This window comes from Pseudomonas sp. UYIF39, from assembly GCF_029963765.1.
Classification (GTDB): domain Bacteria; phylum Pseudomonadota; class Gammaproteobacteria; order Pseudomonadales; family Pseudomonadaceae; genus Aquipseudomonas.
In genome coordinates this window covers 24348-38306 of sequence record NZ_JALBYU010000020.1, presented here as the reverse complement: position 1 = coordinate 38306, position 13959 = coordinate 24348, and the positions used below count along the sequence as shown (strand labels likewise).

Below are 13959 nucleotides of genomic sequence, written 5' to 3'. Positions count from 1 at the left end.
GTCGTCGGATTACAGATTGCGCGAAGCATGCACAGGCTGATGGCCTCGCATCGCTGCAAGGTTTCCTGAAGCATAATCGGCTTCGCGCAGATGTCCACTCGCCATCACGCTCAACCCCAGGCTGACACGCCGCTGGAGGCGTGAAGACTCAAGTCTTGATCACGTACCCATAGGCTCGAATGCGACCACCTTCCTGTTTCAAATACACGCCCTGGAGTTCTGGCGTGAAGCCAGGCAGTGAATTGATACCTTCCTCCAACGCCAGGAAGTACTTGAGCACCGCACCTCCCCAAATTTCCCCAGGCACCACGCAGAGCACGCCGGGTGGATAGGGAAGCGCACCTTCGGCAGCGATGCGACCCTCCGCGTCTGCCAGCGCCACCAGTTCGACGTTGCCACGGATGAATTCGAACTGTGCTGCTTGCGGGTTCATCGCCTTTTTCGGGAAGTGTTCCTTGCGGAACATTGCCTTCTGCAATTGCTGGACGTTGTGGGTGCGGTAGAGGTCGTGCATCTCCTGGCAGAGTTGGCGAATGGTGTAGTTGCGATAGCGCTCTTCGTGCTGCGCATAGATGGCCGGCAACACCCGGCTCATCGGCGCGTCATCACTGATAAAGCGTTCAAAGCGCGCGATCTGTGAGGCGAGATGAGTCATCTTCGCCCAGTCTTCGGCCGGGGTGAGCAGGAACAGAATCGAGTTCAGGTCGCACTTTTCCGGAACGATGCCATTCTCGCGCAAGAAGTTGGCGAGGATGCCAGCATGGATACCGAAGTCGGTGTAACTGCCATCGACCGGGTCGATGCCTGGCGTGGTGAACAGCAACTTGCAGGGGTCGATGAAGTATTGCTTGTCGGCGTAACCGCTGAAGGCATGCCAGCGATCCTTCGGATGGAACTCGAAAAACCGGATGTCGTTGGCGATGTCCTCAGTCGGATGGTCCTGCCAGGGACGACCGTCAATGGTGTCCGGCACGAAGGGGCGAACCATGGTGCACGCTTCCAGTATCAACTTGCGCGCGTCGATGCCGAACTTCACGCAGTCTTCCCATAGGCGCAGGCCACTGCGGCCGGAGTGGATGCGCGCGTTCACATCCAGTGAGGCGAACAGTGGGTAAAACGGGCTGGTAGAGGCTTGGGCCATGAAGGCGTTGTTCAGCCGTGCATGGTTGCAATAACGGGCCTGGCCTTTGATGTGGCGATCTTTCTTGTGGATCTGCGACGCCTGGGAAAACCCCGCCTGTTGTTTGTGCACCGATTGAGTGACAAAGATACCGGGGTCGTTCTCGTGCAGATCCAGCAGCAGCGGCGAGCAATCCTTCATCATCGGGATGAACTGTTCGTAGCCCACCCACGCCGAATCAAACAGGATGTAGTCGCACAGTTTGCCGATGCGATCGACGACTTGCCTGGCGTTGTAGATGGTGCCGTCATAGGTGCCCAGCTGAATGATCGCCAGACGAAACGGCCGTGGCAGTTGGGCCTTGTCCGGTGCCACTTCGCTGATGAGTTCGCGCAGGTAATCCTCTTCGAAACAATGGGCGTCAATCCCGCCGATGAACCCATAAGGGTTGCGCGCGGTTTCCAGGTAAACCGGGGTCGCCCCGGCCTGGATCAACGCACCCTGGTGAATGGATTTGTGGTTGTTGCGGTCGAACAGCACCAGGTCGCCAGGTGTGAGCAACGCGTTGGTGACCACCTTGTTGGAGGCCGATGTGCCATTGAGTACGAAGTAGGTCTTGTCGGCGTTGAACACCTGCGCCGCGTGTTTTTGCGCCAGAAGTGCCGGGCCTTCGTGGATCAGCAAATCGCCGAGTTTGACGTCGGCGTTGCACATGTCGGCGCGAAACAGGGTCTCGCCGAAGAAGTCGAAGAACTGCCGGCCAGCCGGGTGTTTACGGAAAAACTGGCCGCCCTGGTGGCCAGGGCAGGCGAACGTCGCGTTGGCCGATTCGGTGTAGTGCTTGAGCGCGTCGAAGAACGGTGGCAGGAGACTTTCTTCATAGGCTTTTGCCGCGGTCTCCAATTGGTTGCCATGGTACTCGGCGTTGTTGCGCGAGGGGTCAAAGATGCCATTCACCTGCAGCAGCACATCTTGCAGGTGCTTGTAGACGTCCCGGGCGCGGTTGCCGGAACCTGGGGAGGCGACGAGGAAAATGGGGATATCGAAACCGGTACGTTGCAGGGCGTCCAGGGCGCCCGCCATCACATCCTCCACAGTGAACACCGCAACCGCGACGTCGGTGTAGTCGGTTTGATTGAGCGGAATCACTTCTCGGAAGGTCTGGAAACAATCGAACGCGGAATTACTGGCGGCAATTTTCAGGGCTTTCATGCGGGGAATCTCCTAGCGGACAGTCACTTGTCGGCTTTTTTTCAAGAGATCAATTTAGCGAGGGCGCCTTCAAGGCTCCCTGATCCAAATCATGTCGCCACTGGTTATAGACCATGTTGGGAAGGATTATGGCGTTTGTACCGGCTTTTCCCCTGGACTGCCGACAAGCGCCCGACCACCTCTACTTCGACAATGCCTGTTCAGGCGTGCCCCAACGCAATGGCAAACGAGACCACGATCATGCAGGCAAAGGCAAAATTCAGGTTCATGAAGTTTTCATCCAAAAAATGTGAGATGGCGCCATCTTGAACAGGTCACAAAAAAATAAAAAATTTGGCTTCATGATTTGAATCATCGAAAGAATTGATGTCTGGGTGGTTTGTGTTTATCCCGCGCTTTGGCTAGTCTCGCACAAACACGCAATTGCGCGCAAAAACAGGCATAAGCATGCACGAACAACACTCAGCCGCCGAGCTCCCCCATCTGCGCCGGCAAAAAATCCTGCTAATTCTCGAACGTGACGGCAAGGTCATGGCCTCCGAGCTGAGCCAGCATTTCGCGGTGTCCGAAGACACCATTCGCCGTGATCTGGCGGAGCTGGCCACCGCCGGGCTGGTGCAGCGGGTACACGGCGGGGCGCTGCCACGGCCCAAGGATACCGGTAAGGATTTTTTCACCCGCGTCAGCGAAACCGATGAGGTGAAAACACGCCTGGCGCAACTCGCCGCACACCAGGTACACAACGGCCAGATTGTGATTTTCGATTCGGGGAGCACGACGCTGCAGATCGCCCGATCACTACCTTCGGACATTGTCATTACGGCCGTCACCGCCTCACCGATGATCGCGATCACCCTGGCCGAATACAAAGGCATCACGGTGATTCTGGCCGGCGGACAACTCAACCCCGCGACCCTGTCGGCCAGCGGACAGGAAACGCTGCGGCTGATCGAGGGCATCAAGGCTGATCTGCTGTTCACCGGCGTCTGTGCGATTCACCCGGAAGTCGGCATCAGCTCCCTGCATTTCGACGAGGTGCCGGTCAAACAGGCGATGCTCGCCAGCGCCTCCCATGTCGTTGCCGTCACCACCGCCGACAAACTGGGAGCGGTGGAGCCGTTCGTTGTCGCGCCGTGTCAGCGCATTCATACCCTGATCACCGAGCGCCACGTGGCGTCGGGCAATGTCGAGGATTATCAAAAGCTCGGGATCGAGGTGGTGCAGGTGGAGGCGTGAAGCGCGTTGGGTTTTGCCCCGTTGGCCGATGTCGGACCATCATGCTTCAGCCCCCGGTCACCAGCGGGAAAAAGGCGATCTCGTCAAAGTCCTCGATCGCCTGATCCGGATGGCACAACTCCTGGTTCAGGGCGCACATCAGGTTACTTTCACCGAACACCTCTGCCCAGACACCGCCCCGCGCGAACGCAGCCCATCAGTTCAGCACATAGTCCACCGGCTCCAGCTGCGGCGGCAGTTGCGTCACGCCCAGCGCTGCCAGCACATCCCGTTCGATGCTGCGCACCAGTGCATCGGTGGGCAGGTCGTTTTCATCGCGCCCGAAAGGGTCTTCCAACTCGTCGCCCCAGGCTTTGCGCGCTTCGTACCAGCGGTCGTAGCAGGCGTTGTTGCGAAAGCTCATGAAGATCGACAACGACAAACCCAGCAGGGTGAAGGGCGTTGCACTGACCTTGGAAAAATAGCTCGGGTGCAGTGTTTCGATGAGCACGATGGCCGAGGCGAGCAGCGTTACCAAAAGGCTGCGCCAGGCAATGCGTTTGGCGATCGAACCCTTGAGTGAAGTCAGGACGCCGATCAGATTGGGTTTGGGTCTAACGATCATGGTGCTCAGCCGCCTGTCATGTTCATGAAGCGAACCACCTGAACATCGTCGTTCACTTCGAAATTGTGCCGATAGGGTTTGAGCTTCATTGCTTCGATGATGGCTTTTTCCAGGCGCTCGGGATGGCCGGGGTGGCTGCGTAACACGGTCTTGAGATCGACAGAGTGCTCATTGCCCAAACACAGCAGCAGACGACCTTCCACCGTCAACCGAACCCGATTGCAGGTGCCACAAAAGTTATGGCTGTGGGGGGAAATGAACCCCAGACGAATCTGTGGCGCCTCGGCCAGGCGCCAGTAGCGCGAAGGGCCTTGGGTCGACTCGGTGGACTCGATCAAAGTGTAGCGCTCGGCAATCCGTTCACGTACCTGGTGGCTTGCGTAAAACGACTCCGCGCGGCTGTGTTCATGGATGGTACCCAGCGGCATTTCTTCGATGAAAGAAATGTCGAGATTTCGGTCGATGGCAAAACTCACGAGGTCGTTGATCTCATGGTCGTTACGGCCCTTCATCACCACGCAGTTGAGTTTGGTGTGGCGGAATCCCGCGGCGTTGGCCGCGTCGATGCCGTTGATGACCTGCGCCAGATCGCCGGTGCGCGTCAGCTCACGAAAGCGTTGCGGGTCCAGGCTGTCGAGGCTGATGTTGAGCCGTTTGACCCCGGCCTCGAACAAGGAAGCTGCAAGCTTGCCCAGCTGCGAACCATTGGTGGTCATGCACAGTTCACGCAGGCCGGGCAGGGCGGCGATCTTTTCGCACAGCTGCACCACGCCCGGACGGATCAACGGTTCGCCGCCCGTGAGTCGGATCTTGCGGGTGCCCAACGCCACGAAGCTTTCGGCCAGTTGGTAGATTTCTTCCAGGGTCAGTACCCGTTGGCGGGGCAGAAACTGCATGTCTTCAGCCATGCAGTACACGCAACGGAAATCGCAGCGGTCGGTGACAGACATCCGCAGATAGTCCACACGTCTGGAGAACCCATCGATCAAGACTCGCTCTGACATGACATTCTCGCCTGCATCCGTGAAATGAGTATTCCGCTATTTACGGAGTTGTTGAGTGCAGGCTAAGAACAACTAGAGTGGGCGTCCAATCACTATTAATGACCGGCTGATCGACGGAATCGATGATGGATGTACCCACTGACGATCGCCACAAAAAGAAACCCGGAGCCCCATGACAGGGCTTCGGGTTTTTTACTATCTGGCGTCCCGAACTCACTGCGCCCCGAACATCGCCGTCCAGTAGATCCCCGAATCACTCTTCGGATCCACCGCATACGCAGCCCCCAACTCCCGGTAATTTGGGTTCATCAGGTTCGCGCAGTGACCGGCGCTGGACACCCAGCCATCGACCACCTTGCGCACGGTGTCTTGGCCGGCAGCGATAGTCTCGCCGATCTGCCCGCCGCCATAACCTGCCAATTCAGCCCGGTCACCCGGCATGCGGCCATCGCGGTCCTTGTGATCGAAGTAATTGTTGTTGGCCATTGACCGGGCGTGTTCCTCGGCCGCCGTCGCCAGCGTTGCGTTCCAGGCCAGTGGCGTGGCGGCGGCAAAGGATTGCGTGCCGCACTGGCGCGGCTGACTGCGTGCGATGTTGAGTTCGGCCAACAGCTTCTGACCTTCCGCCTGCCAGTCGCCCAGGCGAGCGCTCAACAGTGGACGCGCCAGCACGATACGCCACTCGCGGTCCTGGTGGCTGACGCCGACATCGACGAATTGCGGGTCCAGCACGATCTGGCAAAAACTCTCCTGAATGGCTTTCATCGCCGACGGCGCATCGCGCGGCCCCGTCAGGCTGATCGCCTGTACATTCTTCATCGGATAACCCGCGCTGGCCATTGCCTGCTGCAGATTGCCGACGCTGTTGGCGTTCAGCGCCAGCCGTGGGTCGCCGGCCAGCGGTGGCAGTTCCTGCGATACCTGACCTGCGCAGCGCTGCACCTGGCTGCGGTAGAGGTTGATCGAATCAATCAGTTGTTTCTCGTCGGCCGACAACGCATTCACGGCGAACAACATCCCCAGTGACAACGTGGCAAGACGCATAGCAGATGATTTGAAACGCATGGAAATCCCCTTGAGCTGACTGCGCCCATGATGCGCGATTTCACCCCCGCGAGCGCAATGACTTTTCACGCCCCAAGGCAGCTTTTTTGTCCGTCTGTTGGAATGAATTTTGGCAACTACAATCAAGCAAAGTCGCCAGTGTGGCGTGCTTCCCGTTCCGTCCGAAGGGTCGATCATGCGAGTTATCTGGATAGCCACCTGCTTGGCAATAACCCTTCTCGCCGGCCACGCCATCGCGTCCGAGCAGGAGCAAAAAAAGGAAGTGGCTGAGGACAAGGCCGAGGTCCTTGAGCAGAAAGCCGCGGAGAAGGGCACCGATGTGCCGGTACCCAAGTCCGAAACCATCACCACCTCCGAGGCTCAAGCGGTCGATCCGGCCGGTCAGTCGCCCATGGACGATGCAATTACCTGTCTGGCCCGCTCCATCTATTGGGAAGCCAAAGGCAAATCGTCCGCCGACATGGAAGCCGTCGCCGGCGTTGTCATGAACCGCCTGGGCCACGAGGGCTTTCCGGACACGGTGTGCGCCGTGGTCAAGCAGGGTTCTGAAACCAAGAATTGTCAGTTTTCGTGGTGGTGTGATGGACGCTCGGATCAGGTCCAGGAAGAAACCCAATACGCGATTGCCAAGGAAATCGCGCGCAAGGCGCTCAACAAGCAACTCAACGATCGAACCCGCGGCGCGATGTATTTCCACGACCGGAAGGTGAAACCCGCTTGGGCCAAGAAATACATCAAGACTACCGAGACCTCGATGTTTCTTTTTTATAAGCCGCGTGGTGGGTCGGCGAAGTAGGGATGTTCCATCCACAACAGGTGCGGTGCCGTCCCTTCGATTAGCCCAGTGACTTCGAGAGGATGGTCAGGGCAGAGATTGGAGGCTGGTTTTGATGGTGGTGACCACGCGGTTACGACCTTCGTGTTTAGCGTGATACAGGCGTTGATCGGCTGTACGCAGAATGGCCTCGATGGTGTCGCCGTCGCGGCCGGATTGCGATACGCCGATGCTCACGGTGACCACGGTTAACCGCTGCAGGCCATGAAAAGAATTATTTGCAACGGTGCTTCGCAGACGCTCGGCGATTACGTGCGCGCCTTCAAGTGAAGTCTGCGGTAGCAGAATCATGAATTCTTCCCCGCCCACTCGGGCTACGCCGTCATACGGGCGGATCGAGTCGAGGCATTTCTCCACGAAATCCTTCAGGATGTCATCGCCAACCTGATGCCCGAAGCGATCGTTGATGGACTTGAAATTATCCAGATCGAGTGCCAACACGGAGAACGGCTCACCGCCGCGCTTGGTCCGGCCCATTTCGACTTCGACCCGCTCCATGAACCGACGCCGATTATCAGCGCCAGTCAGTGGATCGGTGGCCGCAAGGTGCCCGAGTTCTTGATTCGTGCGCTGGAGTTCCTGCAGGGCGCTCTCGGTATACGCCATCGCTTCGGCCAGACGCACCATCAGCTCCTCTTGGCTGTAAATCTTCGAGAACGACCGCGTGGTGAGGAACGCTTGCACTACTCCATAGCTCAACATGAAGAATCCACCGGCGAAGATCGCATGAGCGAGCCACCACATGTGGTTCCACGGACGTGCAAGGATGAAGGCAAGCGATGACAGCGCGAACGCGGTGACCGAGATGACAAAAATCATCATCAGCGGCGAACGGATGCGGCGCAGCAGGAGTATTGCCACGGTCAATGTGGAAAGAATGAGGGCACCACCTTCCATCGAGAGGCGCACCGCGAGCTCGCCGGCGATTGGCGAATTCGCGACGTACGCCACTGCCACGTCAACCAGCAGGAACAGTCCTATCCAGGTCAACCACGGGCGGGCCTTCATTCGTTGGGCCGCGGCATCAGGTGGCCGGTGGTACGACAGTAGTCCGACTAACAGCAGAATTGACATGACCAGTCGAGAGGCCGGTCCATAAAGCAGGAAGAGCCAGATATTGTGGTGAGCAAGCCCGGTGAACGCACCATGCAACGCGTAGATCAGTACAAAACCGAGAAAACCAAGCGTCATCCATCGCAGCAGCGGATCTCCCGATGACTGATAGCAGCGCCACGTTACGTAAGTAACAAACAAGCCCGCCAAGGTGGCTGCCGTGATCGCAAATATATGGAACAGGTGATTCTCGAATATAAGGGAGGGGTCTTGAAAGACGTACAAGTAGCCAATCAGATAGGCCGGAACAAACGCAAATCCTACGAGCAGCAAGTAAGCGTAAACCTTGACCATGAGGCGGACGGCTTCAGGTGACTCGCCGCTGGCGGTGAGATTGCTCATGGTTCCCTCCAAGTTGACATCTATTTAGCCAGCACCGGTCCGGTGTTGGCTCCAAAGCCGCCTGCATGTCAACGGTCCCTCGCCTCATTACGCAGATAGCGGATGGACCGATCTATGGCAATTCAATATTTGACTCCTTCCCGATTTCTGCTGCGCAAGCAGGTAAAAATGTTCACCCGAACGCAATTAATCAATAAGGAATGTCTCGTTGTTCTCATCGGCGACTTCGGTCAGTCGTGAGAGGCGCAAATTGGCCGATTTCTGCCTGTCGTGACCGGCTGAAAACGACCCAATAAAGACGATCATCAAAGAAGCCTCTAGCGCATAAAGTTGGAGACCTCCAGTGGGTTGCCGACGGAACCTATGTTCTCAACCGCTTCCTTTGGGGTTAAAAAATTGTACGCGTACTTTACTGATGGCGTAAAAACTATACATTGAGCTAATCTTGTATAGAATTTTTTAAAAAAGGCCGAGACGTTGATGAACGTGGCTGATTCCAGACGCTTTCTCGAACATCGTCTGTCGATATGCTGGCTGGTCGCGATGTTACTCACCGTACCTGCCTGGGCGGACTGGCATCCCGCGCTGCCCGATAGGCGTCTGGTGGGCAGCGGCGACTTTACCTGGTTCGGCGTGAGTTTATACACCGCACGGTTGTGGAGCTCTGGGTTGCCGCTGACCTGGGATCAGCCCTTTGCACTCGAACTGACTTATCACCGTGTCTTTTCCCGGGACACGCTGGTGGAGGTCAGCCTCAATGAAATGAAGCGCATGGCAGAGGCTCGTCTAGAGGAGTCCACCCTCCAACGCTGGTCCAATGAAATGCGTGAAGCCTTCGTCGATGTTCGGCCCGGAATGCGCATCACCGGGGTCTACCATCCCGGCAAAGGCTGCACGTTCTTCGTCGACGGCCAGCTGCGCCGGCGGGTCGACGACCCTGCATTCGCCCGCGCCTTCTTCGATATCTGGCTTGATCCGCGCACTCGGGACAAGCAACTGCGTCAACGACTGCTAGGGATGGCCGGGCCGGCGGAGTGAGGAGGTTGAGATGCGTCAAATACTGGTACTGCTCGTTAGCCTGTTGCTGGTCAGCTGTAACAACGTTGGCGTGGAGCACTACGCAAAGGAGCGACCGACGCTGGATCTCCTGGCGTTCTTCTCTCGGCCGGTACAGGCTTGGGGCCTGTTCCAGAATCGCTCGGGCGAGGTGGTCAAGCGCTTCCATGTCCAGATCGAAAGCCGCGTCGAGGGCCAGCAATTGATCCTCGACGAGCGATTTCTCTACAGCGATGGCACGCGTCAACGGCGCGTCTGGACGCTGGAACCGGCCGGCGTCGGGCGTTGGCGTGGTCGTGCGGACGACGTAGTCGGAGAGGCTAGCGGCGAGGTCGCTGGCAATGCGCTGCGCTGGCGCTATCGCCTTGACCTGCCGGTTGACGGCAGGCATTGGGAAGTGGATCTGGACGACTGGATGTACCTGATGGACGAAGACACGATGATCAATCGCTCGAATATGAGCAAACTTGGAGTCGAGTTGGGACAAGTGATCCTGTTCTTCCGCCGTCAGCCGGAGTCGCTGCCGTAAACCTACAATAACCGGCAAAGTAGGCGATATTCACGCATTCAAAAGGCTGTTGTTTATCAGCGGAACGCAGCCAGTCGCAGGATGATTGGCATCCATACAGCCCACAGCACCGCAAGCAGCAGGGCCGTGCCAAGGGTGCCCCAAGGCAAACCTACACCGGCCAGCGTTGCGCCGGCGATGTAAGCCAGAGGTCCACCGCACAGACCCAGTAGCGCCCCGTACCAGATGGGACGTCGGGCCCACGCCAGGCTGTGGCGAAGCCCACTGGCCAGTACCAGCCACAGCAAGGCAAGCCACAGGGGAAGGGGTTGCTGGGCAAAATCGAAGACTCCCAGCGCACCCAGGCTGGCATCCAGTAAACAGCCTGCCATCCCCACACAGGCCAGAGCGGTTGCTTCGTCGCCAGGTCGTGGGCAAGCAGCCACATGCACCAACAGGCCTGCCACCACGGGGAGTAACAGCCAAGGATGCCGCTCGCTCAGTACACAAGCCCACCAGGCGGCCTGCATCCATAGCGCGTTGCCGATCAACCAGGCCCTGCTCAAATCAGGCGCCCGGCAGCGCTGCGCGGCGTGCGGCCGGAGCTGCCCAGAGCAGTTGCGCGACGCCGATAGTACGCTCCTCGAAACCACCCTGGCAGTAACACAGGTAGAACTCCCAGAGGCGCTGAAAGGTGTCGTCATAGCCCAGCTCGGTCAAGGCGGTGCGCGACTGACGCAAGTTGTCGCGCCAGTGCTGCAGAGTCCGCGCATAGTCCAGGCCGAAGTCCTCCATGTGCACCAGGTTCAACGCGGTATGGCAACTGGCGGTCTGCAGCATGACGCTCAGGGAGGGCAGGGCACCACCGGGAAAAATATAGCGCTGAATGAAATCTACCGACCGCCGCGCCTGTTCATAACGCTGGTCACGGATGGTGATTGCCTGCAGCAGCATCAAGCCGTCATCCTTGAGCAGCGACGCGCAGCGCTGAAAGTAAACAGGCAGATAGCGGTGCCCGACCGCCTCGATCATCTCGATAGAGACCAGCTTGTCGAAGCGTCCGCCAAGGTCGCGGTAGTCCTCGCGCAGGACGGTAATGCGGTGTTGCAGACCAAGATCCTGGACGCGCTGCAGGGTATGGGCGTACTGCGCCTCGGACAACGTGGTGGTGGTCACCCGGCACCCGTGGCGGGTAGCGGCGTGGATCGCCAGGCTGCCCCATCCGCTACCGATCTCGAGCAGATGGTCATCGGGGCGCAGCGCAAGTTTGGCGCAGATACGCTCGAGCTTGTTCAGTTGGGCCTGCTCCAGGCTCTGCTCCAGACTGTCGAACATGGCTGCCGAGTACATCATGGTCGGGTCCAGCAGCCGCTCAAACAATGCATTGCCCAGATCGTAATGGGCGAGAATGTTGCGTCGCGCGCCGCGCCGGCTGTTGCGGTTAAGCCAGTGCAGCAGGCGTAGGATCGGCCGGCCCAGGCGCGCCAACCCGCCTTCAAGGGCGTCGAGCACCTCCAGGTTGGCGACGAAGAGGCGAGTGACCGCGGCCAGGTCCGGACTGCGCCAGTAGCCATGGATGTAAGCTTCGCCGGCACCGATAGAGCCGTTGGCAGCCACCATACCCCAAGCTGCCTCGTCGAAGATCTCGACCTCAGCGTGCAGCGCGCTGCCGACGTCGCCGAACAGCCACTGCCGGTCTTGGTAGATCAGGCGCAGCCGGCCTTGGCGCAAGTTGCGAAGCTGAGTGAGCACGGCGCTCCTGGCCAGGCCGCCGAATAACGGCGCCAGGCCCAAAGATTTGCTAACGCTCAGAGTTGGATCGGACATGCTTGGGCTCCTCGTGGACGTGATGACCAAGGTTTTGGCTGCTCTGACTGGTCTTGTGGGCATAGAGCGGGGTGCGTTTGAGTAACAGGCGCATGGCTTGCCAATAAATTGCACCGAGGGTGCGCAGGCTCATCCAGGGGAAGGCCAGTACGTGCCGTTGCAGTGCGGCGGCATCCAGCGGCTGTCGGCGCAGGGACAGGTCGGCCTCGAATACTTTTTGTCCTTCGCGGCGGTTTTCCATGTGGATACGCATGTGCGCGTCATCAATGTAAAAGCGCATGTGGTACTGCATATCCATTGGCAGGAATGGCGAGACATGGAATGCCTTCGTGACCGAGAACTGCCGGGGCTGACCGGGCAGCACCGGCAACACGTAGTGAAAACGTTCTCGCCAAGGGGTGTTACGTACCTCCAGCACAATCGCCGCCAGGAGACCGTCACTGTCATGGCAAAAGTAGAAACTGACCGGATTGAATGAAATCCCCCAACTGCGCGGCTGGGTCAGCAAATGAATGGTGCCGCAGGGCGCCTGGCCCAAGGCCTTGGCCACCACTTCGCGCACCGCTTCCTTCAAGGGGATACCGCGACGAGTCCAGGCTGGCAGGTAATCGGTTTCTCGCCAGCACAACGGCGCCAGGCGAGAAGCACCGAGTAACGGGGACAGGCCCAGCAGCAGATCCTGTTCGTCCAGATCCAGATAAAGCATGCCAATGCGATAACGGAATCCATGGAACCGAGGCACCAGACGCCGGTGGTTGACCCAACCGTAGCAAAGGCTGCTGTTCACAGGCGCTCCCCGAATCTTTGGGCGACGTCCAGTGCGCTGACCACGCCATCCTCATGGAAGCCGTTTGCCCAATAAGCGCCGCAGAAGTAGCTGTGCTGGTTTCCCTGTAGATCACCCTGGCGCGCCTGGGCCGCCATGGCGGCAAGGCTGTATTGAGGATGTGCATATTTGAAGCGAGCCAGCACCTGCGACGGGTCTACGTGATCGCCCTGATTGAGGCTTATGCAGAAGGTTGCCGGGGCGTCGAGGCCTTGCAGAATGTTCATGTTATAGGTCACGGCCGCCGGGGCGTGCGCGGGTCCACCAAGGCGATAGTTCCAGCTGGCCCAAGCCTTGCGCCGGCTGGGCAGCAGGCGGGTGTCGGTGTGAAGCAATACTTCGTTGTCGGCATAGTCGAGGGCTCCTAGCACCTCGTGCTCGGTGGCCGTCGGTTTCTCCAGCAGCGCCAAAGCCTGGTCGCTATGACAGGCGAACACGACCTTGTCGAAACGCTCCTGGCCTGCCGCACTAGTGATCACCACGCCGTTGTCGTCCCGGCGGACGCTCATCACCGGGCAGCTGAGCCGAATGCGTTCGCTGAAGGTCTTGCACAACGGCTCCACATAGCTGCGCGAGCCACCCTCGATCACTCGCCATTGTGGCCGCTGGCTGATCGAGAGCAGACCATGGTTACGAAAAAAACGGACGAAGAAGTGCAACGGGAAGCGCAGCATATCGGCCCGTGATACCGACCAGATGGACGAGCCCATGGGTACGATGTAGTGATGGATGAAACGCTGCCCGTAGCCTCGCGTGTGCAGGTAATCGCCAAGACTCATGCCCGGCTCAATGCGGTGGCCGTCAAGGTCGGCCACCGCCTGGCGGTTGAAGCGCACGATATCGCGCAACATACCCCAGAAGCCCGGCGACAGCAGATTGCCGCGCTGGGCGAAGAGGGTGTCCAGGTTATTGCCGTTGTATTCCAGGCCGCTCTCCGGATCGTTCACGGAAAAGCTCATCTCGGTGGGGCGCGAGACGACTCCAAGGCGATCCATCAAGCGGATGAAGTTGGGATAGGTCCAGTCGTTGAATACGATGAAACCGGTGTCTACTGCATAACGCTGGCCCTGCCATTCTATGTCGACAGTATGGGTATGACCGCCGATCCAGTCGGCCGCTTCGAATACGGTCACCTCACTGCGACGTGACAGCAGATAGGCACAGGTCAGCCCAGAGATCCCGCTGCCGATAATGGCGATACGCATATGAAA

13 protein-coding genes and 1 pseudogene are annotated in these 13959 nt (G+C 58.7%); 4 read left to right on the top strand and 10 right to left on the bottom strand.

What is annotated here, in order from left to right; translation table 11 throughout:
• Nucleotides 1-148 precede the first annotated feature (148 nt).
• On the bottom strand, nt 149-2332 hold the full coding sequence (gene speF / locus MO767_RS22995; RefSeq protein WP_282482379.1) for an ornithine decarboxylase SpeF: 2184 nt from the start codon (nt 2330-2332) through the stop codon (nt 149-151).
• Nucleotides 2333-2779: 447 nt separating this feature from the next.
• Here speF and MO767_RS22990 point away from each other — a divergent pair, with 447 nt between their 5' ends.
• On the top strand, nt 2780-3568 hold the full coding sequence (locus MO767_RS22990; RefSeq protein ID WP_282482378.1) for a DeoR/GlpR family DNA-binding transcription regulator: 789 nt from the start codon (nt 2780-2782) through the stop codon (nt 3566-3568).
• Nucleotides 3569-3614: 46 nt separating this feature from the next.
• On the opposite strand, the pseudogene MO767_RS22985 reads toward MO767_RS22990, so the two are convergent.
• The 4 genes and pseudogenes from MO767_RS22985 to MO767_RS22970 all read right to left on the bottom strand — a co-directional run.
• Nucleotides 3615-3752 (bottom strand): annotated as a pseudogene (locus tag MO767_RS22985) (MoaD/ThiS family protein); the annotation flags it as partial.
• Nucleotides 3753-3764: 12 nt separating this feature from the next.
• Nucleotides 3765-4172, bottom strand: coding sequence for a bestrophin family ion channel (locus tag MO767_RS22980; RefSeq protein WP_282482377.1), 408 nt, complete (start codon nt 4170-4172; stop codon nt 3765-3767).
• Between the two features lie 5 nt (nt 4173-4177).
• On the bottom strand, nt 4178-5176 hold the full coding sequence (gene moaA / locus MO767_RS22975) for a GTP 3',8-cyclase MoaA (RefSeq protein ID WP_282482376.1): 999 nt from the start codon (nt 5174-5176) through the stop codon (nt 4178-4180).
• A gap of 213 nt (nt 5177-5389) precedes the next feature.
• On the bottom strand, nt 5390-6241 hold the full coding sequence (locus MO767_RS22970) for a CAP domain-containing protein (protein ID WP_282482375.1): 852 nt from the start codon (nt 6239-6241) through the stop codon (nt 5390-5392).
• Between the two features lie 175 nt (nt 6242-6416).
• Between MO767_RS22970 and MO767_RS22965 the strand changes: the two genes are divergently transcribed.
• The gene (locus MO767_RS22965) at nt 6417-7037 is read left to right on the top strand and encodes a cell wall hydrolase (protein ID WP_282482374.1); all 621 of its coding nucleotides are present in this window, start codon (nt 6417-6419) and stop codon (nt 7035-7037) included.
• Between the two features lie 66 nt (nt 7038-7103).
• Here the strand turns inward: MO767_RS22965 and MO767_RS22960 are convergent, their stop codons facing one another.
• Nucleotides 7104-8531, bottom strand: a complete 1428-nt coding sequence (locus MO767_RS22960; RefSeq protein WP_282482373.1) for a sensor domain-containing diguanylate cyclase — start codon at nt 8529-8531, stop codon at nt 7104-7106.
• A 543-nt stretch (nt 8532-9074) separates the two neighbouring features.
• Between MO767_RS22960 and MO767_RS22955 the strand changes: the two genes are divergently transcribed.
• Both MO767_RS22955 and MO767_RS22950 read left to right on the top strand, forming a co-directional pair.
• A complete protein-coding gene (locus MO767_RS22955) occupies nt 9075-9569 on the top strand; it encodes a chalcone isomerase family protein (protein ID WP_282482441.1) in 495 nt (164 codons plus the stop codon).
• A 10-nt stretch (nt 9570-9579) separates the two neighbouring features.
• Nucleotides 9580-10116 (top strand): DUF3833 domain-containing protein, encoded by a 537-nt coding sequence (locus MO767_RS22950; protein WP_282482372.1) that lies wholly within the window; start codon nt 9580-9582, stop codon nt 10114-10116.
• Nucleotides 10117-10172: 56 nt separating this feature from the next.
• Here the strand turns inward: MO767_RS22950 and MO767_RS22945 are convergent, their stop codons facing one another.
• Genes MO767_RS22945 through MO767_RS22930 form a run of 4 tightly spaced genes read right to left on the bottom strand, consistent with a single transcriptional unit; the run spans nt 10173 to nt 13953 of the window.
• Nucleotides 10173-10661, bottom strand: coding sequence for a DUF2878 domain-containing protein (locus tag MO767_RS22945; protein ID WP_282482371.1), 489 nt, complete (start codon nt 10659-10661; stop codon nt 10173-10175).
• Nucleotide 10662: 1 nt separating this feature from the next.
• On the bottom strand, nt 10663-11922 hold the full coding sequence (locus MO767_RS22940) for a cyclopropane-fatty-acyl-phospholipid synthase family protein (protein WP_282482370.1): 1260 nt from the start codon (nt 11920-11922) through the stop codon (nt 10663-10665).
• Nucleotides 11897-12709, bottom strand: a complete 813-nt coding sequence (locus MO767_RS22935; RefSeq protein WP_282482369.1) for a DUF1365 domain-containing protein — start codon at nt 12707-12709, stop codon at nt 11897-11899. The genes MO767_RS22940 and MO767_RS22935 overlap by 26 nt, the downstream gene beginning before the upstream one ends.
• Nucleotides 12706-13953 (bottom strand): FAD-dependent oxidoreductase, encoded by a 1248-nt coding sequence (locus MO767_RS22930; protein ID WP_282482368.1) that lies wholly within the window; start codon nt 13951-13953, stop codon nt 12706-12708. Before MO767_RS22930 ends, MO767_RS22935 begins: the two co-directional genes overlap by 4 nt.
• Nucleotides 13954-13959: the final 6 nt, after the last annotated feature.

Coding starts and splice junctions, on each gene's coding strand:
- speF (WP_282482379.1), bottom strand. CDS start 2,332: ATGAAAGCCCTGAAAATTGCCGCCAGTAATTCCGCGTTCGATTGTTTC.
- MO767_RS22990 (WP_282482378.1), top strand. CDS start 2,780: ATGCACGAACAACACTCAGCCGCCGAGCTCCCCCATCTGCGCCGGCAA.
- MO767_RS22980 (WP_282482377.1), bottom strand. CDS start 4,172: ATGATCGTTAGACCCAAACCCAATCTGATCGGCGTCCTGACTTCACTC.
- moaA (WP_282482376.1), bottom strand. CDS start 5,176: ATGTCAGAGCGAGTCTTGATCGATGGGTTCTCCAGACGTGTGGACTAT.
- MO767_RS22970 (WP_282482375.1), bottom strand. CDS start 6,241: ATGCGTTTCAAATCATCTGCTATGCGTCTTGCCACGTTGTCACTGGGG.
- MO767_RS22965 (WP_282482374.1), top strand. CDS start 6,417: ATGCGAGTTATCTGGATAGCCACCTGCTTGGCAATAACCCTTCTCGCC.
- MO767_RS22960 (WP_282482373.1), bottom strand. CDS start 8,531: ATGAGCAATCTCACCGCCAGCGGCGAGTCACCTGAAGCCGTCCGCCTC.
- MO767_RS22955 (WP_282482441.1), top strand. CDS start 9,075: ATGTTACTCACCGTACCTGCCTGGGCGGACTGGCATCCCGCGCTGCCC.
- MO767_RS22950 (WP_282482372.1), top strand. CDS start 9,580: ATGCGTCAAATACTGGTACTGCTCGTTAGCCTGTTGCTGGTCAGCTGT.
- MO767_RS22940 (WP_282482370.1), bottom strand. CDS start 11,922: ATGTCCGATCCAACTCTGAGCGTTAGCAAATCTTTGGGCCTGGCGCCG.
- MO767_RS22930 (WP_282482368.1), bottom strand. CDS start 13,953: ATGCGTATCGCCATTATCGGCAGCGGGATCTCTGGGCTGACCTGTGCC.